Origin of the sequence: Neisseria sp. HMSC068C12, from assembly GCF_001814095.1 — a bacterium.
GTDB lineage: Bacteria > Pseudomonadota > Gammaproteobacteria > Burkholderiales > Neisseriaceae > Neisseria > Neisseria perflava.
The window spans coordinates 60,829-82,692 of sequence record NZ_KV814808.1 but is presented as its reverse complement, the minus strand read 5'-3'; the positions used below and the strand labels follow the sequence as shown (position 1 = coordinate 82,692).

Here is a 21,864-nt window from a genome sequence, read left to right as displayed (position 1 = left end):
TAACAGGAGCTTCATAAATGTACACAAGAATCATGGAAATCAGCCCTTGGACATTGCGTTCGGCAAAACTGGAAAAAGAATACAAACGGCTGCAAGAGAGCCTGACCAGTTTGGGCAACGGCTATATGGGTATGCGCGGCAACTTTGAAGAAACCTACTCCGCCGACAGCCACTTGGGCACCTACATCGCCGGTGTTTGGTTCCCCGACAAAACCCGCGTCGGTTGGTGGAAAAACGGCTATCCTAAATATTTTGGCAAAGCCATCAATGCGCTCAATTTCAGCAAAGTTAAAATCTTTGTCGACAATCAGGAAGTGGACTTGGCGAAAAACGACGTTGCCGACTTCTCCATCGAACTCGATATGCAGCACGGCGTGTTGCGCCGCTCGTTCACCGTATTCGGCGTGCGTTTCGATGTGTGCAAATTCCTGTCCGTCGCGCAAAAAGAGCTGGCGGTTATCCGCTGGGAAGCCGTATCCGTTGACGGCAAAACCCACCAAGTCCGCATCGATTCCATCATCGACGCCGATGTGAAAAACGAAGACTCCAACTATGAAGAAAAATTCTGGCAGGTATTGGACAAAGGCGTTTCAGACGGCCTCTCCTACATTGCCACCCAAACCGTCGCTAATCCCTTCGGCGTGGAACAATTCATCGTCAACGCCGAGCAAACCTTCGCCGGCAGCTTCAAAGCCCTTGGCGGCAGCCAAACCGACTGGCAGGTCTCCAATTCTTTTGAAGCTAAAGTCGGCAGCACGCCCGAAACCTTTGAAAAACGCGTGATTGTTACTACCAGCCGCGATTATCAGGGCTTGGAAGCAGTGAAAGCCGCAGGTCGCGCCTTGTCGGAAAAAATCGCAGGCGTTGCATTTGAAACCTTGCTGGACGCACACAAAGCAGGCTGGCTGCACCGTTGGGAAATCGCCGACGTGGTCATCGAAGGCAGCGACGAAGCGCAACAAGGCATCCGCTTCAACCTGTTCCAACTGTTCTCCACCTACTACGGCGAAGACGCGCGCCTGAATATCGGCCCCAAAGGTTTTACCGGCGAAAAATACGGCGGCGCGACCTATTGGGACACCGAAGCCTACGCCGTGCCGCTCTACCTCGCACTAGCGGAACCCGAAGTTACCCGCAACCTGCTGCAATACCGCCGCAACCAACTGCCGCAGGCGCAACACAACGCGCGCGAACAAGGCTTGGCAGGCGCACTCTATCCGATGGTGACGTTTACGGGCATCGAGTGCCACAACGAATGGGAAATCACCTTCGAGGAAATCCACCGCAACGGCGCGATTCCTTACGCCATCTACAACTACACCAACTACACCGGCGACGAAAGCTATCTTGCCAAAGAAGGCTTGGAAGTCTTGGTCGAAGTGTCCCGCTTCTGGGCGGACCGCGTCCACTTTTCCAAACGCAACGGCAAATACATGATTCACGGCGTAACCGGCCCGAACGAATACGAAAACAACATCAACAACAACTGGTACACCAACACCCTCGCTGCATGGGTATTGGATTACACCCACGAAGCCTTGGCGAAATACCCGCGTCCGGATTTGAACGTGAGTGCCGCCGAGCTGGAAAAATGGGCGGACATCAGCGCGAATATGTACCGTCCGCATGACGAAGAACTCGGCGTATTCGTCCAACACGACGGCTTCCTCGACAAAGACATCCGCCCCGTGTCCGCGCTTTCGCCCGACGATTTGCCGCTCAACCAGAAATGGTCGTGGGACAAAATCCTGCGTTCGCCCTTCATCAAACAGGCGGACGTATTGCAAGGCATCTACTTCTTCGGCGACCGTTTCAATATCGACGAAAAACGCCGCAACTTCGACTTCTACGAACCGATGACCGTTCATGAAAGCTCGTTGTCTCCATGTATCCACTCCATCCTCGCCGCCGAACTGGGCAAAGAAGAAAAAGCCGTGGAAATGTACCAGCGCACTGCCCGCCTGGACTTGGACAACTACAACAACGACACCGAAGACGGCCTGCACATTACTTCTATGACCGGCTCGTGGCTCGCCATCGTCCAAGGTTTCGCCCAAATGAAAACTTGGGGCGGCAAACTCAGCTTCGCACCGTTCCTGCCGAGCGCATGGACAGGCTACGCCTTCCATATCAACTACCGAGGCCGTCTGATTAAAGTCGCCGTCGGCAAAGAAAACGTCGTCTTCACCCTGCTCAAAGGCGAGCCGCTAGATTTGCAGGTGTACGGCAAAGACATCACGCTCAACGGCAGCCACACTGTCGCGTTGGAAAAATAAGGAGGGCACAAAATGACTTTTACCGCAGTCCTATTTGACCTCGACGGCGTCATTACCGACACCGCCGAATACCACTACCGCGCATGGAAAAAGCTTGCCGAAGAACTGGGCATCAGCATCGACCGCAAGTTTAACGAGCAGCTCAAAGGCGTATCGCGCGACGATTCGCTCAAACGCATCCTCGCGCACGGCGGCAAAACCGTCAGCGAAGTCGAGTTTGCCGAACTGACCCGCCGTAAAAACGACAACTACGTCGAGATGATTCAGGCAGTCAAACCCGAAGACGTATACCCCGGCATTTTGCCGCTGCTGGAAGCATTGAGAGCAAACGGCAAAAAAATCGCCCTCGCGTCCGCCAGTAAAAACGGTCCGTTTCTGCTGGAACGCATGGGGCTGACCCACTTCTTCGACGCCATTGCCGACCCTGCCGCCGTCGCGCATTCCAAACCCGCCCCCGACATCTTCCTCGCAGCAGCCGAGGGCGTAGGCGCGGACATCCGCCAATGCATTGGCATTGAAGACGCCGCCGCCGGCGTCGCCGCCATCAAAGCCGCCGGCGCATTGCCCATCGGCGTGGGCAAAGCCGAAGATTTGGGCAGCGACATCGCGCTGGTATCCGACACTGCCGACCTGACCTACGCCTACCTGCAAAACGTATGGGAACAATCAGACAGATAAAATATTAAGGAAGTAAAAGGCCGTCTAAAAAATATTTCAGACGGCCTTTCTGATTTTAGAACAGAATGATAACCCAACTTACGCAACCATAAAGACTGAATACCAACTTTTCAACCATGCTATTCAAATTTATTTGAACGACTTTCTATGACCTGCCAACCTTAACAATCACTATTAAAATGCGCGCCTATGTTCTGTCTCCGCCTGTATGCGGCTTGGGCGACAGCGAGGCTGCATTCGAGTAGGTTGCGGTTTTCGTATTCAGACGCGGTGTGCGGCTCGGCTTGGTTTTGCTTCCAAAGCCGCAGTTGGGCGATGGCGCGGCTCAGGCCGGTATCGTTGCGGAGGATGCCGAGATGGCGTTGGTTGAACGCTTGCAGGGCGGGACGGCTGAAGGTGTTTTGGAGGTCGTCTGAAAAGATACCTGCTTCAACAGAGGGGCTTTCAGACGACCTTTGGGACGGTACAGCTTGGAATGCTTGTCCGTCCGCGATGGTTTGGGCGGCAAGTCTGGCGGTAACGACGCATTCGAGTAGGGAGTTGCTGGCGAGGCGGTTGGCTCCGTGCAAGCCGGTGCAGGCTGTTTCACCTAAGGCGTAGAGCTGCGGCAGGGAGGTTCTGCCGCTGGGGTCGGTTTGGATGCCGCCGCAGGTATAGTGTTGCACGGGGCGGACGGGGATGGCTTGGCGCGTGATGTCCAAGCCGCATTGGGACAGGCAGTGCCGATGGATGGACGGGAAATGCTGGCGGACGAACGCTGCGGGTTGGCGGCTGATGTCGAGCGAGACGAAGTCTTGCGTTTGCTTGGCGATTTCGGCGGCGATGGCGCGGGCAACGATGTCACGCGGCGCGAGTTCGGCGCGGCGGTCGTAATGCGGCATAAACCGTTCGCCCGCTTGGTTGGTCAGGATGCCGCCTTCGCCGCGTACGGCTTCGGAAATCAGGAAGGTACGGCCGTTTTCAGACGACCTTGCCAAGCCTGTAGGGTGGAATTGGATAAATTCGAGGTTTTCGACTGCGCAACCTGCGCGTATCGCCATGGCGATGGCGTCGCCCGTGCATTCGGGCGGCGTGGTGGTGGCGGCGTAAATCTGTCCCAAGCCGCCGCCTGCGAGTACGGTATGGCTGGCACGGATGCTGTAGGTTTCTTGCGCTCGGCGGTCGAGGACGGTCAGTCCGCACGCTGCACCCGATTCGGTTTGGATGTCCAACGCCATCTGCCGCTCGCAAACGCGGATGCTCGGGCGGCGGCGTATTTGGGCAATCAGGCTCTGCATGACTGCTTCGCCCGTGTAGTCGGCGACGTGGGCGATTCGGCGGCAGGTGTGCCCGCCTTCGCGCGTCAGGTGCAAGTCATTATTATTTTGGTCGAATGCCACGCCCTGCGCCAGCAGCCATTCGATTGCCGGTTTGCCTTGCGACAGGATGGTGCGGACGGCAGCTTCGTCGCACAAACCTGCGCCCGCTTCCAAAGTATCGGCGACGTGTTTTTCGATGTCGTCCTCTCCCGACCACGCCGCCGCAATCCCGCCTTGCGCATGACGGCTGGCGGTGTCGTCCAGCCGGTTTTTGCACAAAATGACGATGCGGAACGATTCAGGCAGCGACAGGGCGAGCGTCAGTGCCGCCAGCCCGTTTCCGGCAATCAATACGTCGCAATCGGTTTGCATGGTGTTGTCCTTGTTTGAGAGGCCGTCTGAAACGGCAATATTGACAGCAAATCAGGCGGGTCCCATGCCGTTGAACACATCTTTTTTCTTCAGCCCTGCCGCGAAGTCGAGCATACGCTGCAAAGGCAGTTTGGCGGCTTCGCCCAGCTTTCTGTCCAACAGGATTTCGTTGTGCCCGCTCGTCAGGGCGTGTTTGATGCCGCCCAGCGAATTCATTGCCATCCACGGGCAGAACGCGCAGCTTTTGCAGCTTCCGCCGTTGCCCGCCGTCGGTGCGGCGATAAATTCTTTGTCGGGCGCCTGCTTTTGCATTTCGTGCAGGATGCCCAAATCGGTCGCCACGATGAATTTTTTTTCGGGGCGCGATACGGCGGCTTTCAGTAGTTTGCTGGTCGAGCCGACCACGTCGCCCAGCTCGATGACGCTTTGCGGCGATTCGGGATGAACCAGTACCACCGCGTCGGGGTGTTCCGCCTTCAACGCTGCCAATTCCTGCCCTTTGAATTCGTTGTGGACGATGCACGAACCCTGCCACAACAGCATATCCGCGCCCGTTTCGCGGCGGATATAGTCGCCGAGGTGGCGGTCGGGTCCCCAAATCAGCTTCTCACCGCGCGATTTCAGATACGATACGATTTCCAACGCCACCGAAGACGTTACCACCCAATCGGCACGCGCTTTCACGGCGGCGGAAGTGTTGGCGTACACAACGACCGTGCGGTCGGGGTGTTGGTCGCAAAACGCTGAAAACGCTTCTTCCGGACAACCCAAATCCAAAGAACATTCTGCTTCCAAATCAGGCATCAGCACTGTTTTTTCAGGACAGAGGATTTTTGCGCTCTCGCCCATGAAGCGTACGCCCGCCACCACCAGCGTATCGGCTTCGTGTTCCGCGCCGAAGCGTGCCATTTCCAACGAATCGCCCACGCATCCGCCCGTTTCCAAAGCCAAATCCTGAATCAGCGGATCAACATAATAATGCGCTACCAAGACCGCGTTTTTCTCCTTCAGCAAAGCCTTGATTTCGTCTTTCAGACGACCTGCCGTTTCGCGGTCGGGCGTGTCGGCAACCTTTGCCCACGCCTGACGGATTTGGCAGGCGGAAGTCGGTGTTTGGATGAGGGGCATATCGTAATCGAACGAGCGGCGGGCGGCGGTTTGCATGAGACTTCCTTATGGCTGGTTTTTCAGACGGCATAAAGATTTGCCGTTTATATTTTGAAATATTTTTATATTATGCTCAAATTGAGTATAATAAGCAAGGTCGTCTGAAAACCGCTTTGGTTTACAATAAGGTTTCCTCTTGAATGAAAGCCACGCATGGATGCCTATCCTGAAACAGCAGCCAATACGCAAAGTATCGTCGAGCTTGTTCCTGTACTGATTGCCATTACAAATGGCAGCTTGAGGGTTTTGACAGTTGCCAAAGGAGAGCTATTACCCAATGGCCTGCTTGCACCGCTTCGCCACTCTCTGCAAGCAGGAGTCAGGATGTGGGTTGCCAAACAGACATCACAGCCTATGGGCTATGTAGAACAGCTTTATACGTTTGTAGATACGCGCCGTCAAAACGAGCAAGGCCTACCTGTCTTGTACGTCAGCTATTTGGGACTGGTGCGCGAGGCAGCCGACAGCATCCTGCACCCGGATGCGAAATGGCAGGACTGCTACTGCTATTTTCCGTGGGAAGATTTGCGCACTGACGGCGGGCTGCGCGATACCATCGTCAGCCGCCTGCGCATTTGGGCAAACTCGGCGGATACGGAGGAAGTGCGCCAGAAGCGGCTCAAGCGCATTCAATTGTGCTGGGGGGTAGAACCTGAAAATTGGTCGGAAGAATACGTTTTGCAACGCTATGAAATGCTATACGAAAGCGGCCTGATAGCGGAAGCAGCCGAGTCTCAGGAAAACTTCAATTTCTCACTCACGGGGCAGCCTATGCGCCACGACCACCGCCGCGTACTGGCGACAGCCTTATCCCGCCTACGAGCCAAAATCAAATACCGCCCCGTGATTTTTGAACTGATGCCGCCCGAATTCACACTGCTGCAACTGCAAAACAGCGTCGAAGCCATCAGCGGCAGATTGCTGCACAAGCAAAACTTCCGCCGCCAGATTCAGCAGCAAAACCTCATCGAGCCGTCGGATACCGGCGTATCAGGCAGTAAAGGCCGTCCTGCACAGCTTTACCGATTCCGCGACGACGTCCTACCCGATCAGCTGATTTCTGATATTGGACTGCCGCTGGGTAGCCACTAACTGATTTTCAGACGGCCTCAAATTAAATTTTGTCCCATCAGGCAAATATCAATATTTTTCAACAAAGGAACCTTCATGTCGTCTGAAAACAATCTTCTTCCTCTACCCGATACCCTGTTGCGCCCCATGGTAGAACAAGCCTTGAGCGAAGATTTAGGCAGGCGAGGCGATGTTACGTCCGCCGCCGTTATCACTCCCGACAAAACCGCCAAACTTTTCCTCGTCAGCCGCAAAGACGGCGTTATCGCCGGCATGGATTTGGCGCGTCTTGCCTTTCAGACGATGGATCCGTCCGTCCGTTTCCAAGCCGAAATCCAAGATGGGCAAGCCGTTTGCGTAGGTCAGACACTTGCCACCATCGCAGGAAACGCCCGCGCGCTGCTCGCCGTCGAACGTACTGCGCTCAACTATCTTACGCACTTGAGCGGCATCGCCACCGCCACCGCACATGCAGTAGCCGAAGTTGCTGGTTACAATGTGGACATCGTGTGCAGCCGCAAAACCATCCCACTGCTTCGCGTCCTGCAAAAATACGCCGTCAGGGCAGGCGGCGGCGTAAACCACCGCATGGGCTTGGACGACGCCGTACTCATCAAAGACAACCACCTCGCCTATTGCGGCAGCATCGCCCAAGCCGTTCGGCAAGCGAAGCAGGCGGTCGGACCGTTGACTTGCGTGGAAATCGAAGTGGACACGTTGGCACAACTGGACGAAGCCATCGCGGCTGGCGCGGAACGGATTTTGCTGGACAACATGGACGACGAAACCTTGAAAGAAGCGGCAAACCGCTGCCACACACAAACCGTCCACACACACACCATCTATTGCGAAGCATCGGGTGGCATCGGCTTCGACCGCCTGAAGCGCGTGGCACAAACCGGCGTGGACGGCATCGCCCTCGGCTATCTGACCCACAGCAGCCGCTCGTTGGATATAGGTTTGGATTTCGTGGCTTAAATTTCGAGTTTGCTATAAAGCAAAGGCCGTCTGAAATTTCAGACGGCCTTTAATATTTCCCATCAACCCAACGTTACCATTTCAATCTGCTCCATACTTCTGCCTAAGAAGCGTTCGCCGATGGTACGGAAACGCAGTGGGATGTCGCTGACATAGAAGCGGTAATCCGGGTTGTCGTTTTCTGTATTCAGCAAACCTGCTTGCGCTAAGGCTTTGGCGGTGGCTTCGGCGGTGGTGATGGCGGAGTCGACCAAGGTAACGTTTTGTGCTTCGCAGCCGATAAGCGGTTTGAGCAGTGGGAAGTGGGTACAACCCAACACCAGCGTATCAATGTCGTCGGCCAAAAGCGGCTTCAAGTATTCGCGCACGGTCAGGCGGGTGACTTCGTGATCGAGCCAGCCTTCTTCTACCAATGGCACAAGCAGGGGCGCGGCTTGTGTGCGCACCAGCGTGTCGTTGTTTTTTGAATGGATGGCACGCGCGTAGGCATTGCTGTTGACGGTGGTGTTGGTCGCGATAATGCCGATTCGGTTGTTTTTAGTGGTTTGCAAAGCAGCTTCCGCACCGGCGGAAATGACGTCCAATACGGGCATATTGCCTGCTTTTTGGCGGATTTTTTGTCCGGCAACGGCAGCGATGGTGTTGCACGCGATGACGAGTGCTTTGACATCGTTTTCCAGCAGGAAATCGACAATCTGCATGGCGAAGGTTTCGATGGTGGCGCGGGATTTGGTGCCATAGGGAACGCGTGCGGTATCGCCGAAATAGATGATGTTTTCCATCGGCAGGCGTTCCATCAGGGCGCGGACGTTGGTCAAGCCGCCGACACCGGAATCGAATACGCCGATGGGGCGTTGTTTGCTGGTACTCATGGTTAATTTCTTCAATATAAAGTCGAGGCCGTCTGAAACCGTTTTTCAGACGGCCTGAAGGTTAAACATATTCTTTTTTATCGTTTTCCATCCAAGCCTGATGCGAGCAAATCCACAACAGTACGATACCGCATACGGTCGAGCTTAACATCATACCGGCCATTACCAAGGCGGAACCATTATGCAGCCAAGTCGTTGCCATACCGACCGATGCGCCGACAAGGGATTGGAACACGCCTAAAACCGCATTTGCGCTGCCGCCCTCTGCACTGAAATAGCTCATAAAGCAGGCCTGAGTGTTCGCACCGACCAAGCCTTGCGTACCGACTGAAAACATCACACATGGCACTAAAGCCCACAAAGGCGGCAAAGACAGCGACAACACCAAAACCGTCATCAGCAGATTGGCGGAAAATTGGACGATAATGCCCCATTTGAGGATGTTTTGCGGATGCGTACCGGTTTTCAAACGCCATGCGGTAACGCGGTTAAACGACATCATGGTAATGATATTGAGCGCAAATATCCAAGCATATTGGTTTGGTGAAACATGATACAGATGTTGGTACACGAACGATGATTCGGTCAAAAAGGCAAACATCGAACCAAAACTGAAAGCTTGGAAAAACAGATAGCCCATCGCGGCGCGCGTTCTCAAAACACGTTTAAACCTGCCGGCCACCACGCCGAACACGTCCATGCTGATTTTGCCTTTTTGGTGCGGCTTAGGCAGGAAATACCACATCAAACCCCAAAGCAGCAGCGAATAACAGGCCAGAAAGCCGAAAATCATGCGCCAGCCGCCCAAATTCTGCAAGCCTGCACCAATCATCGGTGCCATCAATGGCACAATCATCAGAATAATGCCGATTAAGGCAAACATCTGCGCGGCTTTGCGTCCGGAATAATAATCGCGCACCATCGCACCGGAAATCACCACGGTCATCCCCGCGCCAAACGCCTGCAAAGCACGCAAGTTCAACAGCTGCTCGACATTATTCACCATCGTCAAACCGATAACGGCGGCAAAATAAATGCTCAATCCCACCAAGGCGACAGGTTTGCGGCCTTTAATATCCGAAATCGAACCGCCGACCACCTGACCAAACGCCACGCCAAACATAAAAAAGCTCAGACTTTGCTCAATACGGTGGATGTCCGAACCCAGCGACTTTGCCATTTCGGGAATCGCAGGCAGATAGGCATCGACAGAAAACGGCATCAGCGCGACCAACATCGCCATCAGCACGGCCATGGTTTTTTCGCCCAAAGGGGCTTGTTGTGCAGTCATTCCGACTTTCGCTTTCGTAAAAAATATTCAAAAAACAAAGAAAACAACCGCCTTGTCAGACGGTTGCGGATTGGATGGAATTATAGCAGATTTCAACCTTGTCCAATCACTGCAAAAAAACCTTTGCAAAACTTAAGGCCGTCTGAAACTTTGCTTGGTTGAATCCCCTCGCCGCAAACGTTAAAATGCTTGTTTTTTAAGACAACAAATTGTTTCACATCACGGATTCTAAGGAATAATCATGACTACATTTCAAATTGCGCGTGCCGACGGGAAAACGCTCGAAATCCAAGGCAAAATGGCCAACCGCCACGGCTTGATCGCCGGTGCGACCGGTACGGGTAAAACCGTTACCCTACGCCGTATGGCGGAAGCCTTCAGCAGCGAAGGCGTCCCTGTATTCTTGGTCGATGTCAAAGGCGATTTGTCAGGCATCGCGCAAGCCGGTGCCAACAGCGGCAAAGTAGGCGAACGCATCGCCGAGTTTGATTTGGGCGAACATTGGCTGCAAAATTTCCCCGTGCGCTTTTGGGATGTTTACGGCGAAACCGGTATTCCCATACGCGTAACCGTTTCAGAAATGGGCCCTATGCTTTTGGCCCGCCTGATGAATCTGAACGATACGCAAGAAGGCCTGCTCAACCTCGTGTTCAAAGTTGCCGATGACAGAGGCTGGCACATTCTGGACTTGAAAGACCTGCGCAGCATGTTGAAACACGTTTCCGACCATGCTTCGGAATACCGCACGCAATACGGCAACGTTTCTGCCGCCAGTATCGGCGCAATTCAACGCCAACTGCTGACTTTGGAAAACGAAGGTGCAGAAAAATTCTTCGGCGAACCTTCCCTCAACCTGCAAGACTGGATGCAAACCGACAACGGCAAAGGCATCATCAACATCCTTAATTCCGAAAAACTAATGTGCTCTCCGCGTATGTACAGCGCGTTTTTGCTGTGGATGCTGGCGGAGTTGTTTGAAACCCTGCCCGAAGTCGGCGATTTGGACAAACCAAAATTTGTGATGTTCTTCGACGAAGCGCATTTGATGTTCGACAATGCCGCCAATGCGTTGGTCGAACAAATCGAACAAGTCGTGCGCCTGATCCGTTCCAAAGGCGTGGGCGTATATTTCGTCACCCAAAACCCGCTCGACTTGCCCGATACTATTCTCGGCCAACTGGGTAACCGCGTACAACACGCCCTGCGTGCCTTCACACCGCGCGACCAAAAAGCAGTCAAAGCCGCTGCCGAAACCTTCCGCAGCAACCCAAACATCAAAGTTGCCGAAGCGATTGCCGAACTCGGCGTCGGCGAAGCCCTCGTTTCCTTCCTTGATGAAAAAGGTATGCCCGAGCCGGTAGAACGCGCCCTCATACTGCCGCCGCAATCTTCCTTAACCCCGCTTACCGCAGAGGAACGCAACCGCCTGTTCCAAAACGACGATTTGTATCCAACCTACAAAGACATGGTGGACAACTACTCCGCCTTTGAAGCATTGGCCGAAGCAGACAGCCAGGCTGCCGCTGAAAAAGAAGCCACAAATGCCGCCAAAGAGCAGGAAAAAGCGCAAAAAACCGCAGAAAAAGAGGCTGCCAATGCCGATCCCGGCATTCTCGGCGGACTGATCGGCGGTTTGAGCGGCGGACGCAAAAAATCCGGCCAAGGTTTGGGCTACAACGTTGCCGACGCCATCGGCAGCCAAATCAACCGCCAAGTAACCAACGCCATTTCCCGCAGCGTAATGGGCATTATTAAAAATATATTTAAATAATCAGCCTGCAAATATAAAAGGCCGTCTGAAATTTCAGACGGCCTTTTGTTGTTTATATAAAGCTAAACTTTGAATTACCTTAATATATAAGCATAATAAATTGAAAGAAAAGAAAAAATGATTGATAATTCGATTTGCTTAAACTTAAGCATTTTATCAATTAAAAAAGAGAACTTTTACCATGAAAAAACTACTCACACTAACGGCATTAGCCTTTGCTTTATCTGCTTGTTCAACAACCAGTACTGTTGATTTCGGACAAAAAGAAAAAAGCTACCATAGCTACACTATTCGTGATCTTTCCCAAGATCATATTCCATCTGATACACGCGCACTTTTTACCCAATACTTGAACAATGAATTAACCACTCTCGGTTATACCGTAGGCGATGACTTAGATATTAATATCAATATCGAAAACTTTAATGAAGGAAACCGTGCTCTGCGTTATTGGGTGGGCTTTGGCGCAGGCAAAGCAACGTCAAAAATCGTTACAACACTGGTTGATAAAGAAAGCGGAAAAATTGTCGGTAATATTCAAACTGACGGTATGTTGGCAATGGGAGTATTTGGAGGAAATAGCAAAGATGTTCTGAAAAGATCAGCTAAAGACATTGCCAAAAAAATTGCAGAATCCGGTATTTTGAAAAAAGGGAAATAATCAAGATATTATTTTCTAAAAACGTTTTACCAAATAGCTATAAATAAAAGGCCGTCTGAAAATCAATTTCAGACGGCCTTTTTTTATTTATCAATCCAATCAGTTTTTCATTGATTGAACCGGAGCCGGGATTCTGCCGCCTCGGTTGACAAACACTTCGCACGAACCTTCTTTAACCGGCATCACAGGCGCGTAGCCCAACAGGCCACCGAACTCGACGCTGTCGCCGACGGTTTTGCCGGTTACCGGAATAATGCGCACGGCAGTTGTTTTACTGTTGATCATGCCGATGGCGGCTTCGTCGGCGATGATGCCGGAAATGGTATGAGCAGGCGTATCGCCGGGTACAGCAATCATGTCTAAACCAACGGAGCAGACAGCGGTCATGGCTTCGAGTTTGTCCAGCGTCAGCACACCAGCTTCGGCAGCGGCAATCATGCCCTCGTCTTCCGAAACGGGGATAAACGCGCCGCTCAAACCGCCGACCGCGCTGGAAGCCATCATGCCGCCTTTTTTCACGGCATCGTTCAGCAAGGCCAAAGCCGCTGTCGTGCCGTGCGTACCACAGACGCTCAAGCCCATCTCTTCAAGGATGCGCGCCACCGAGTCGCCGACAGCGGGGGTTGGAGCCAACGATAAATCAAGAATACCAAATGGGATGCCCAGTATTTTCGAGGCTTCGCGGCCGATGAGTTCGCCCACGCGGGTGATTTTGAAGGCAGTTTTCTTCACAACTTCCGCAACTTCGGTCAGGCTGACCGCGTCCGAATTTTCCAGCGCGGCTTTGACCACGCCCGGCCCCGATACGCCGACATTGATAACGGCATCCGCTTCGCCCGAACCATGAAACGCGCCCGCCATAAACGGGTTGTCTTCCACTGCGTTGCAGAACACGACAATTTTGGCGCAGCCGAAACCTTCGGGCGTGATTTCCGCCGTGCGTTTGATGGTCTCGCCTGCCAGCTTGACCGCATCCATATTGATACCGGCGCGCGTGCTGCCGATATTGATGGAGCTACACACGATATCGGTGGTTTTCATCGCTTCGGGAATGGAACGGATCAACACCTCATCCGAAGGCGACATGCCTTTTTGTACCAACGCAGAAAAGCCACCGATAAAGGACACGCCTATCGCTTTGGCAGCTTTATCCAAAGTTTGCGCCACGCTGACGTAAGAATCAGCATGGGTGGCCGCGGCGATTTGGGCAATCGGCGTAACGGAAATGCGCTGATTCACAATCGGCACGCCGTATTTGGCAGACAGATATTTTGCCGTTGCCACCAAGTCTTTGCCGACTGTGGTAATTTTATTGTAAATATTTTGGTTCAACACATTGATATCGCTGCTGATGCAGTCGTGCAAATCAATGCCGATGGTAATGGTACGGACATCAAAATTCTGGTCGGCCACCATTTTGACGGTTTCTAAAATCTCGCCGGATTGAATACTCATGACTCTCCCTCCGACTTAAATACGGTGCATGGCTTGGAAAATTTCTTCGTTTTGCATACGGATATCAAGCGCAAGTTTTTTGCTCTCTTCCGCAAACAAATCCAAAACCTCTTGACGAGATTTGGTGCATTTTGAAGTGTCCACCAAAATAATCATGGTAAAAAAATCGTCCATCAGCTGTTGGCTGATGTTGAGAATATTGATTTGGTTTTCCGCTAAAATTTTGGAAACGTCGTACACAATACCCACACGGTCTTTACCGATGACGGTGATGACTGAATTGTTCATAACGCTGTTTCTCCTCATAGAATATTTGAAAAGTGTTGACAATTATAACACTCAGGCCGTCTGAAAAACTGTTTCAGACGGCCTGAGTATTCAAATTTCAATTTTAATTATCGCCCTGCTTTCAAAGCCTGCCACAAGCGAACGCTGAGTTTGCTCGCATCGGTTGACTTGGGAGAGACGATGAAGCTTTTTTCCATCAATTCTTTACTTGGGAAAATCGATTCGTCAGAAGTATATTTTTCATCCATCAAATCACGCGCCGGACGGCTGGCAGGAGCATAAGTCACATAGTTGCCGTTTTTGGCCGCTGTTTCCGGATTGAGCGTGTGATTGATGTATTTGTGTGCATTGGCCACATTTTGCGCATCACGCGGAATCATCAGCGAATCCACCCAAATACCGACGCCGCTTTTCGGCGCCAATACTTCGACTTCGACGCCGTTTCCTGCTTCTTTGGCACGGGTTTTGGCAATATTGAGGTCGCCGCCATAGCCTACCGATACGCAAAGATTACCGGCCGCCATATCGTCAATATAGCCGGACGAGGTAAAGCGTTTGATGTCGGGGCGCACTTTTTTCATCATATCGACAGCTGCTTTGATGTCATCAGGGTTTTCACTGTTTGGGTCTTTGCCCAAATAATGCAAAGCCAAAGGAATCTGCTCGATGGCGCTGTCGAAATAGCTGATGCCGCAAGATTTCAGTTTTTGGGTGTATTCAGGATTGAACACCAAATCCCATTCGTTTTCAGGCAGCTTGTCCGTACCCAAAGCCTTTTGAACCTGCTGTTTGTTAATCGCCAGCGTATTGATGCCCCAGAAATAAGGGACGGCATATTCGTTGCCTGGATCGACAGCTTCCATCATTTTCAACAAATCGGGATCGATATTGGCGTAATCGGGAATTTGCGATTTGTCGATTTTTTGATACGCGCCGGCTTTAATCTGACGGCCGACATTGGCAATAGAAGGCGCAACCAAGTCATAACCCGACTTACCGGTCAGCAGCTTAGCTTCCAGCGCTTCGTTGCTGTCGTAGTAATCGTAGCGGACGTTGATATGTGTTTTGTTTTCAAACGCAGACAGCGTGGCCGGATCGACATAATCCGACCAGTTGTAGATATTGAGTTTATCGGTTTGGGAAGAGGAAGTTTGAGATGCGGAAGATTCTGCGGCGGTTCCTTGTCCGCCGCCGCACGCAGTCAAGACGAGGCTCACGATTGCCGCCGCCATCAAAGATTTTTTCATGGTTTCAGACCTTTTGTTCGGGGGGTAAAAATATTGCAGCGGTGGCAGATGCCACTTACAAAAGGGAAACTGTGGGGGCGGCCGGCATGTGTCCTTTGCCCTTGATTCAGCAAGGTTTGCATTAAACGGCAAAAAGCTTTTGAATGCAAGACCTTAAAGCAGAAAAAAATTTCATTTTTCAGACGGCCTGAAGCTATGGTTTTATTCATAAACAACATTTTTTGAAAAACGGTTTCATGCCGTCTGGAAAAAACTGTGGGCTTATTCAGACGGCCTCAAGATTTGTCAAAACCGCCCAATTTGTGGGAAAATTGCACGATTGAATTTAATGAAGGGCGACACCGTGTTAGACAGAGAAGGCTATCGCCCCAATGTCGGTATTATCCTGATTAATGAGCGTAACGAAGTCTTTTGGGGCAAACGCGTACGCGAACATTCATGGCAGTTTCCGCAAGGCGGCATCAAGCCGGGTGAAAGCCCTGAGACCGCCATGTACCGCGAATTGTACGAAGAAGTTGGCCTGTTGCCGCAACATATCAAAATCGTTGGCCGTACGCGCGACTGGTTGCGTTATGACGTTCCCAGCCACTGGGTGCGCCGCGAATGGCGCGGTTCGTATCGCGGACAAAAACAGATTTGGTATCTTTTGCGTTTGGTCGGCCGCGACAGCGACGTCAACCTCCGCGCCTGCCATCATCCTGAATTTGACGGCTGGCGCTGGCACCAATACTGGGCGCCGGTTGACGAAGTCATCGACTTCAAGCGCGGCGTGTATTTGGACGCATTGACCGAACTCTCCCGTTTCTTGCGCGGCATAGAAAGCTATGAAGACTTTATCCGGCGCAATCCAATAGAAAACCTATAATCCAAACGCTTTCAGGCCGTCTGAAAGCGTTGTTTTTCATCCTTTCAGACGGCCTTTACATTATTCCTATGGCTAAAAACAATCAATACAGCGAATCCAGCATTACCGTCCTCAAAGGCTTGGAGCCAGTCAAAGAACGTCCCGGCATGTACACCCGTACCGACAGCCCGACCCATATCTGTCAGGAAGTAATTGATAATGCGGCGGACGAGGCGTTGGGTGGTTTCGCGACTGAAATTGACGTGCAAATTCATGAAGACGGTTCTCTTTCCGTCCGTGATAACGGCCGCGGTATTCCCGTCGGCCTGCACCCTGAAGAAGGCGTACCCGTAGTCGAACTCGTGTTCACCCGTCTGCACGCAGGCGGCAAGTTCAACAAAAAAGACGGCGGCAGCGCGTATGCCTTTTCAGGCGGCCTGCACGGCGTTGGCGTATCTGTTACCAACGCCCTCTCCACCCGCCTTGAAGTAACGGTCAAACGCGAAGGAAAAATCCACCGCATCGTCTTTTCCGGTGGCGACGTCATTGAGCCATTGACTGAAGTGGGCAAATGCGCCGTCAAAGACAGCGGTACCGAAGTGCGCGTGTGGCCGGACGGCAAATATTTTGAAAGCCCGAATTACAGCATTCCCGAACTTGAACGCCTGCTGCGCGCCAAAGCCGTATTGCTGCCCGGCGTGCGCGTTTCCCTAACCCGCCCGGTCAAAGGCGAAGATGAAGCGCACACCCAAACTTGGCACTACCCGGACGGCCTGAAAAGCTATCTGACCGACCTCATTGCCGACGCGCAAGAAGCCGTGCCTATCTTCTCTTGTGAAAACTACATTTCAGACGGCCACAATGGCGATTTCAGCATTGGCGAAGGTGCAGCATTTGCCCTGACTTGGCTGGAAGAAGGCTCATGCGCCAACGAAAGCTATGTCAACCTCATCCCCACCCCTTTGGGCGGCACGCACGAAGCAGGCTTGAAACAAGCCGTGTTCAACGCCGTCAACAACTTCATCAATCTGCACAACCTCTTGCCGCGCGGGGTAAAAGTACAAAGCGACGACGTGTTCAGCAAAACCGCCTTCGTCCTCTCTGCCCGTGTCCTCGACCCGCAGTTCCAAGGTCAAACCAAAGACAAACTGACCAACCGCGACGCACTGAAACTTGTTGCCACCGTATCGGGTGACCCTTTGGAATTGTGGCTGAACCAAAACGTGGACTTCGGCAAAAAAATCGCCGAACTCGCTATCCGTCAGGCACAAGCACGGATGCGTTCAGTTAAAAAGATTGAAAAGAAAAAAGGCAGCGGCGTCGCCGTCCTGCCCGGTAAGCTGACCGACTGCGAAAGTGAAGATATCCGCGAAAACGAACTCTTCCTCGTCGAAGGCGATTCCGCCGGCGGCTCAGCCAAACTTGCCCGCGACAAAGCCACACAGGCCATCCTGCCCCTGCGCGGCAAAGTGCTTAACAGCTTTGAAGTCCACCCCGACCAGCTCTTCGGTAATGCCGAAATCCATGATATTTCCGTTGCCATCGGCGTTGATCCGCATGGAATCAACGATAATCCCGATTTAAGCGGCCTGCGCTACGGCAAAATTGCCATCCTGTCCGATGCCGACGTGGACGGCTCGCATATTCAAGTTTTGCTGTTGACCCTGTTCTACCGCCACTTCCCGAAACTGGTCGCCGACGGACACATCTACGTCGCCCAGCCGCCGCTGTTCCGCGTCGATGTCAACGCACAAGGCAAAAGCAAACCCGCCCGCAAATTCTACGCCCTCGACCAAAACGAACTCGACAGCATTTTGGAGCGACTGCAAAAAGAAGGCGTTAAAGAAACTGCTTATTCCATCAGCCGTTTCAAAGGCTTGGGCGAGATGAACCCCGACCAGCTCAAAGACACCACCATGCACCCCGACACCCGCCGTCTGTTGCAGGTACAAATCCCAGAAGGTGCAGATGACGAAACACGCGATATCTTCGTCAAACTGATGGGCAAAGGCGAAGCCGCCGCCCGCCGCGCATGGATGGAAAAAGAAGGCGATACGGCAGAATTGGATATCTAATCTATTGTTTCAATAGACTAAAGGCCGTCTGAAACGTTAAAAGTTTCAGACGGCCTTTTTCAAAATCATCAGAATTTAAGGTCAAACAGTATTTCCATACCCCGTTACTTACCCTATTTCTATTTTTGCAGCTTGATTGAGTTTTTAAGACAAATAAAAAAGCACTGATATAATCAGTGCTTTTTAAATAATGGCGCGGCGGACGGGGCTCGAACCCGCGACCCCCGGCGTGACAGGCCGGTACTCTAACCAACTGAGCTACCACCGCGCATCCACTGTCAAAGACAATGAAAGGAAACTTGGTGGGTGATGACGGAGTCGAACCGCCGACATTCTGCTTGTAAGGCAGACGCTCTACCAACTGAGCTAATCACCCGATAAGCCGACATTAAATCAAAAAATCAGGCTACGCGCAAGGTTTTTATTTAAATAAAAATATATCCCATTGAAAGAATATAGAATATTTTATTTAATCGCAAAAAACACCGTTATGCCTATCTATCAATCAAAAATCAAATGCCCCAATTTATCCGCTTTAGTATGCAGATAACGCTCATTTTCCACATTTTCGCCGACATGTAATGCAATCCGTTCGACCACATTAATGCCGGAATCTTTCAACGTTTGGATTTTTTCAGGATTATTGGTCAACAATCTGACCTCCCGAATATGCAGACAATCATAAATCTGCTTAGCCAAAGTGAAGTCGCGCGCATCAACAGGAAGGCCGAGCGCTACATTGGCCTCAACCGTATCCAAGCCCTGATCTTGCAGACGATAAGCACGGATTTTGTTTATCAAACCAATGCCCCTGCCTTCTTGGCGCAAATATACGATAACGCCACGCCCTTCTTTCTGAACGGCTTGCATCGCCGCTTGAAGCTGAGGGCCACAATCACATTTCACCGAAAATAAAGCATCGCCGGTCAAGCACTCGGAATGAATACGCGACAACACAGGCAGGCCGTCTGAAACATCGCCCATCGTCAATGCGACATGTTCCTGCCCGCCCTCTTCTTCAAAGCCGTGCATGGTAAATTCGCCCCATTCCGTAGGCAAACGGCATGACGCGACAAACTTTAACGCGTTACTCATTTTCCGCTTCCTCGTTTTCAGCCACGCCCAACAGATTTTTCAAAGAATCCGACAGCGCCAAGGCAAGGGCAATCCAAGCCACCAATACTTCATCGGGCGCGCCGTCTTTGACATCAAACTCGGCATGTACCACACCCAAAACCGCACCGCTGGGCATACAGACAGGAACAGAAATCTGACTCAAACCAGGATGATTGCGTTCGTTCGACAATTCACCAATTTCCTGCCAATACGCCACATTCTGACAAACATTCATCCAACCGCTTTGTGCCGTACGCACAGCCAAAAAAGCCTGTCCGGCCTGCTCGTCGATTGGAATCACATTTTCCAACGGCACGCCCCAGCGGCACAGACGAACCAGCGACAACGCGCCATCTTTCGGAAACGCTGTATAAACTGCTGCGCTTTTCAAATGCTCAGTGCGCTCGGCAACTGAGTCCAAAGCCATAAAAATCTGTTTCAGCAACCATTCATGTTCGGCATCGACATAATCCGCCAACTGCCAACCATTTTCAGACGGCCACAAAATCGAACGCTCAACCGAAGCATTGCCCATTTTAATCACAGCCTGGGCAGTCAAATAAGCAACATGTATATCATCCGCAGACAACTTCAAACCTTGCGTCTGCAAAAAATCTTTAATCAATAAAGCAGGCATCTGCCCTTCCTCACCAATAGTAAAGTTGAGGCCGTCTGAAAACAAACCCTGCTTTCAGACGGCCGGAATAAACCATTATATAAGGGATAAGCCGAAAAATTCAAGCAAACAAGACTTTGCACCCCCATTAATCTTGTGTATAATCCACGGTTCAAATTAGTGCGGACGTGGCGAAATTGGTAGACGCACCAGATTTAGGTTCTGGCGCCGCGAGGTGTGAGAGTTCGAGTCTCTCCGTCCGCACCACCCAACCCCTTTACGGGGCTTTTTTTTCGTCTAATCTCGCCCAACACGGGCAACCAATCCCAGTAATATCAATGCCTTAAGGCCGTTCAACCGCTTTCTAATCGTCTAATACAAATAATGCCGTTTAATTGAGTAAACCACAAATTGTGGGTATGATTCAGGGAATCAGCCAAAACCACTGAAAAACATCCCCACAATGCCACTAAACGACCGCCAAATTAAAGCTGCCAAACCGTCTAACACTGGAAAGAAAGTTAAGTTATTTGACGGAAACAGCCTATATCTTGAAATTACGCCAGCGGGCGGGAAAATATTCCGCATGAGATACCGCATGAATGGCAAAGATAAAGACTTCACTATCGGGAAATATCCAGCCGTTTCACTGGTAGAAGCCCGACAAGCCACCGAAAACGCCCGCCGCATGATTGCACAAGGGCAAGACCCTACCAAAGCCAAGCAAGAAGCCAAAGCAGCCCAGCAAGCCGCCTTGTTAAATACTTTTGAGCATTTGTCCAAGCAATGGCACAAGGACAATTTGCCCCGCTGGAAAGAACACCACGCCGAGCGGATCATGCGTTATTTGAAAAATGACGTTTTCCCAGTCATTGGAGAAATCCCCGTTAATGAAATCAAGGTAACCCACATCAAAAACTTGCTTGATGACATTATGGCAAGGGGCGTTACTGATACCGCCGACAAAATCAGGGGCTGGATCGGGGCGGTTTTTGACTATTCCGCCATGCTGGAAATTTCAGAAAACAACCCAGCCCGCCTGTTGAAAAATCACATTCCCAATTTACCCACCAAACATAAACCCGCCCTGCCCCGTGAAGAATTGCCGGAGTTTTACCGCCGCTTGATACTGGCAACCAACATAGAGCGGCAAAACAAAATTGCCATCATGCTGATCATGCTGGTGTTTGTGAGAAATAACGAATTGCGCAGCGGGCAATGGCAAGAAGTGGATTTTAAAAACAAGCGTTGGATCATTCCCGCTGAAAGAATGAAGCATGAAAAGATGAAGCCCAAGCCCGCTTTATGTGTTCCTCTTTCTGATTGGGCGATAGAGCTGCTACAAGAGTTACACACGCTGACAGGGCATAGCCGGTTTATGTTTCCAAGTAGAACCAGCGTAAACCGCCATATCAGCGAGAACACGCTAGGAAAAATCATTAACGAGAAGCTAGGCTACAAGGGCAAGGCCACGCCGCATGGCTTCAGAGCAGTAGCAAGTAGTTTGCTTTATGAAAACAACTTCAACGGCGGCGCAATCGAGATTCAGCTTGCCCACGTTGAAGAAGATAAAACAAAGGATTCATACGCCTACATGGCCGAGTATATGCCCCAGCGTATCGAGTTTATGCAATGGTATAGCGACTATTTGCGGGAGCAATACAACCAGGCATTACAGATGATCCAAGAGAGCAGGACGGTTTAAAAATTCCCTATGCGCGTGAGTAAATATAGTGGTTACACTGGTTACCACAAAATTTAACAAATATAACTATATGAATATAAATA

The 21,864-nt window shown here is 51.5% G+C and carries 18 protein-coding genes and 3 tRNA genes; 10 read left to right on the top strand and 11 right to left on the bottom strand.

Going from position 1 to position 21,864, the window contains the following annotated elements:
* Window positions 1-17 precede the first annotated feature (17 nt).
* Together HMPREF2952_RS04245 and pgmB are read left to right on the top strand one after the other, a co-directional pair.
* Entirely contained in the window at window positions 18-2,276 is a 2,259-nt protein-coding gene (locus tag HMPREF2952_RS04245) for a glycoside hydrolase family 65 protein (protein WP_049336213.1), read from the top strand.
* A 12-nt stretch (window positions 2,277-2,288) separates the two neighbouring features.
* Entirely contained in the window at window positions 2,289-2,954 is a 666-nt protein-coding gene (gene pgmB, locus HMPREF2952_RS04240) for a beta-phosphoglucomutase (RefSeq protein WP_049336215.1), read from the top strand.
* 161 nt (window positions 2,955-3,115) lie between these two features.
* Here pgmB and nadB read toward each other — a convergent pair whose 3' ends face one another.
* Entirely contained in the window at window positions 3,116-4,624 is a 1,509-nt protein-coding gene (gene nadB, locus HMPREF2952_RS04235) for an L-aspartate oxidase (RefSeq protein WP_004520497.1), read from the bottom strand.
* Between the two features lie 51 nt (window positions 4,625-4,675).
* Window positions 4,676-5,788, bottom strand: a complete 1,113-nt coding sequence (nadA, locus tag HMPREF2952_RS04230; protein WP_003747473.1) for a quinolinate synthase NadA — start codon at window positions 5,786-5,788, stop codon at window positions 4,676-4,678.
* Between the two features lie 156 nt (window positions 5,789-5,944).
* Between nadA and HMPREF2952_RS04225 the strand changes: the two genes are divergently transcribed.
* Complete coding sequence (locus tag HMPREF2952_RS04225) at window positions 5,945-6,883, top strand: NUDIX hydrolase (RefSeq protein WP_049343932.1); 939 nt, start codon at window positions 5,945-5,947, stop codon at window positions 6,881-6,883.
* A 75-nt stretch (window positions 6,884-6,958) separates the two neighbouring features.
* Window positions 6,959-7,840 carry a carboxylating nicotinate-nucleotide diphosphorylase gene (gene nadC, locus HMPREF2952_RS04220; protein ID WP_004520494.1) on the top strand — a complete coding sequence of 294 codons (882 nt, stop codon included), beginning with the start codon at window positions 6,959-6,961 and terminating at the stop codon, window positions 7,838-7,840.
* Between the two features lie 62 nt (window positions 7,841-7,902).
* On the opposite strand, the gene murI is transcribed toward nadC, so the two are convergent.
* Entirely contained in the window at window positions 7,903-8,712 is an 810-nt protein-coding gene (gene murI, locus HMPREF2952_RS04215) for a glutamate racemase (RefSeq protein WP_049343929.1), read from the bottom strand.
* A gap of 61 nt (window positions 8,713-8,773) precedes the next feature.
* Entirely contained in the window at window positions 8,774-10,003 is a 1,230-nt protein-coding gene (locus tag HMPREF2952_RS04210) for a multidrug effflux MFS transporter (RefSeq protein ID WP_070503814.1), read from the bottom strand.
* A gap of 241 nt (window positions 10,004-10,244) precedes the next feature.
* On the opposite strand from HMPREF2952_RS04210, the gene HMPREF2952_RS04205 reads away from it, so the two are divergent.
* Both HMPREF2952_RS04205 and HMPREF2952_RS04200 read left to right on the top strand, forming a co-directional pair.
* Window positions 10,245-11,774, top strand: a complete 1,530-nt coding sequence (locus HMPREF2952_RS04205; RefSeq protein WP_070607567.1) for a helicase HerA-like domain-containing protein — start codon at window positions 10,245-10,247, stop codon at window positions 11,772-11,774.
* A gap of 181 nt (window positions 11,775-11,955) precedes the next feature.
* Window positions 11,956-12,435, top strand: coding sequence for a DUF4410 domain-containing protein (locus HMPREF2952_RS04200; RefSeq protein WP_049343922.1), 480 nt, complete (start codon window positions 11,956-11,958; stop codon window positions 12,433-12,435).
* Window positions 12,436-12,534: 99 nt separating this feature from the next.
* Here the strand turns inward: HMPREF2952_RS04200 and HMPREF2952_RS04195 are convergent, their stop codons facing one another.
* The 3 genes from HMPREF2952_RS04195 to HMPREF2952_RS04185 all read right to left on the bottom strand — a co-directional run bounded on the left by HMPREF2952_RS04195 (window position 12,535) and on the right by HMPREF2952_RS04185 (window position 15,425).
* Window positions 12,535-13,890, bottom strand: a complete 1,356-nt coding sequence (locus HMPREF2952_RS04195) for a PFL family protein (RefSeq protein WP_070695317.1) — start codon at window positions 13,888-13,890, stop codon at window positions 12,535-12,537.
* Between the two features lie 15 nt (window positions 13,891-13,905).
* Entirely contained in the window at window positions 13,906-14,178 is a 273-nt protein-coding gene (locus HMPREF2952_RS04190; RefSeq protein ID WP_003680574.1) for an ACT domain-containing protein, read from the bottom strand.
* A 107-nt stretch (window positions 14,179-14,285) separates the two neighbouring features.
* Window positions 14,286-15,425 (bottom strand): polyamine ABC transporter substrate-binding protein, encoded by a 1,140-nt coding sequence (locus HMPREF2952_RS04185; RefSeq protein ID WP_070695316.1) that lies wholly within the window; start codon window positions 15,423-15,425, stop codon window positions 14,286-14,288.
* 328 nt (window positions 15,426-15,753) lie between these two features.
* Between HMPREF2952_RS04185 and HMPREF2952_RS04175 the strand changes: the two genes are divergently transcribed.
* A complete protein-coding gene (locus tag HMPREF2952_RS04175; protein ID WP_004520487.1) occupies window positions 15,754-16,290 on the top strand; it encodes an RNA pyrophosphohydrolase in 537 nt (178 codons plus the stop codon).
* A 68-nt stretch (window positions 16,291-16,358) separates the two neighbouring features.
* Window positions 16,359-18,344 (top strand): DNA topoisomerase IV subunit B, encoded by a 1,986-nt coding sequence (parE, locus tag HMPREF2952_RS04170; protein ID WP_070695315.1) that lies wholly within the window; start codon window positions 16,359-16,361, stop codon window positions 18,342-18,344.
* Window positions 18,345-18,535: 191 nt separating this feature from the next.
* On the opposite strand, the gene HMPREF2952_RS04165 is transcribed toward parE, so the two are convergent.
* The 4 genes from HMPREF2952_RS04165 to HMPREF2952_RS04150 all read right to left on the bottom strand — a co-directional run bounded on the left by HMPREF2952_RS04165 (window position 18,536) and on the right by HMPREF2952_RS04150 (window position 20,097).
* A tRNA-Asp gene (locus HMPREF2952_RS04165) sits at window positions 18,536-18,612 on the bottom strand.
* Between the two features lie 32 nt (window positions 18,613-18,644).
* Window positions 18,645-18,720 (bottom strand) — tRNA-Val (locus HMPREF2952_RS04160).
* Window positions 18,721-18,845: 125 nt separating this feature from the next.
* Complete coding sequence (gene ribA / locus HMPREF2952_RS04155) at window positions 18,846-19,439, bottom strand: GTP cyclohydrolase II (RefSeq protein ID WP_070695314.1); 594 nt, start codon at window positions 19,437-19,439, stop codon at window positions 18,846-18,848.
* Window positions 19,432-20,097, bottom strand: a complete 666-nt coding sequence (locus HMPREF2952_RS04150) for a hypothetical protein (protein WP_070695313.1) — start codon at window positions 20,095-20,097, stop codon at window positions 19,432-19,434. Before HMPREF2952_RS04150 ends, ribA begins: the two co-directional genes overlap by 8 nt.
* Before the next feature lie 161 nt (window positions 20,098-20,258).
* Here HMPREF2952_RS04150 and HMPREF2952_RS04145 point away from each other — a divergent pair.
* Window positions 20,259-20,343 (top strand) — tRNA-Leu (locus HMPREF2952_RS04145).
* A gap of 196 nt (window positions 20,344-20,539) precedes the next feature.
* Complete coding sequence (locus tag HMPREF2952_RS04140; RefSeq protein ID WP_070695312.1) at window positions 20,540-21,781, top strand: tyrosine-type recombinase/integrase; 1,242 nt, start codon at window positions 20,540-20,542, stop codon at window positions 21,779-21,781.
* The last annotated feature ends 83 nt before the right edge of the window (window positions 21,782-21,864 follow it).

What these genes read in the sequence shown, in the direction of transcription:
- HMPREF2952_RS04245 (WP_049336213.1), top strand. Translation starts at nt 18, where the DNA reads ATGTACACAAGAATCATGGAAATCAGCCCTTGGACATTGCGTTCGGCA.
- pgmB (WP_049336215.1), top strand. Translation starts at nt 2,289, where the DNA reads ATGACTTTTACCGCAGTCCTATTTGACCTCGACGGCGTCATTACCGAC.
- nadB (WP_004520497.1), bottom strand. Translation starts at nt 4,624, where the DNA reads ATGCAAACCGATTGCGACGTATTGATTGCCGGAAACGGGCTGGCGGCA.
- nadA (WP_003747473.1), bottom strand. Translation starts at nt 5,788, where the DNA reads ATGCAAACCGCCGCCCGCCGCTCGTTCGATTACGATATGCCCCTCATC.
- HMPREF2952_RS04225 (WP_049343932.1), top strand. Translation starts at nt 5,945, where the DNA reads ATGGATGCCTATCCTGAAACAGCAGCCAATACGCAAAGTATCGTCGAG.
- nadC (WP_004520494.1), top strand. Translation starts at nt 6,959, where the DNA reads ATGTCGTCTGAAAACAATCTTCTTCCTCTACCCGATACCCTGTTGCGC.
- murI (WP_049343929.1), bottom strand. Translation starts at nt 8,712, where the DNA reads ATGAGTACCAGCAAACAACGCCCCATCGGCGTATTCGATTCCGGTGTC.
- HMPREF2952_RS04210 (WP_070503814.1), bottom strand. Translation starts at nt 10,003, where the DNA reads ATGACTGCACAACAAGCCCCTTTGGGCGAAAAAACCATGGCCGTGCTG.
- HMPREF2952_RS04205 (WP_070607567.1), top strand. Translation starts at nt 10,245, where the DNA reads ATGACTACATTTCAAATTGCGCGTGCCGACGGGAAAACGCTCGAAATC.
- HMPREF2952_RS04200 (WP_049343922.1), top strand. Translation starts at nt 11,956, where the DNA reads ATGAAAAAACTACTCACACTAACGGCATTAGCCTTTGCTTTATCTGCT.
- HMPREF2952_RS04195 (WP_070695317.1), bottom strand. Translation starts at nt 13,890, where the DNA reads ATGAGTATTCAATCCGGCGAGATTTTAGAAACCGTCAAAATGGTGGCC.
- HMPREF2952_RS04190 (WP_003680574.1), bottom strand. Translation starts at nt 14,178, where the DNA reads ATGAACAATTCAGTCATCACCGTCATCGGTAAAGACCGTGTGGGTATT.
- HMPREF2952_RS04185 (WP_070695316.1), bottom strand. Translation starts at nt 15,425, where the DNA reads ATGAAAAAATCTTTGATGGCGGCGGCAATCGTGAGCCTCGTCTTGACT.
- HMPREF2952_RS04175 (WP_004520487.1), top strand. Translation starts at nt 15,754, where the DNA reads ATGAAGGGCGACACCGTGTTAGACAGAGAAGGCTATCGCCCCAATGTC.
- parE (WP_070695315.1), top strand. Translation starts at nt 16,359, where the DNA reads ATGGCTAAAAACAATCAATACAGCGAATCCAGCATTACCGTCCTCAAA.
- ribA (WP_070695314.1), bottom strand. Translation starts at nt 19,439, where the DNA reads ATGAGTAACGCGTTAAAGTTTGTCGCGTCATGCCGTTTGCCTACGGAA.
- HMPREF2952_RS04150 (WP_070695313.1), bottom strand. Translation starts at nt 20,097, where the DNA reads ATGCCTGCTTTATTGATTAAAGATTTTTTGCAGACGCAAGGTTTGAAG.
- HMPREF2952_RS04140 (WP_070695312.1), top strand. Translation starts at nt 20,540, where the DNA reads ATGCCACTAAACGACCGCCAAATTAAAGCTGCCAAACCGTCTAACACT.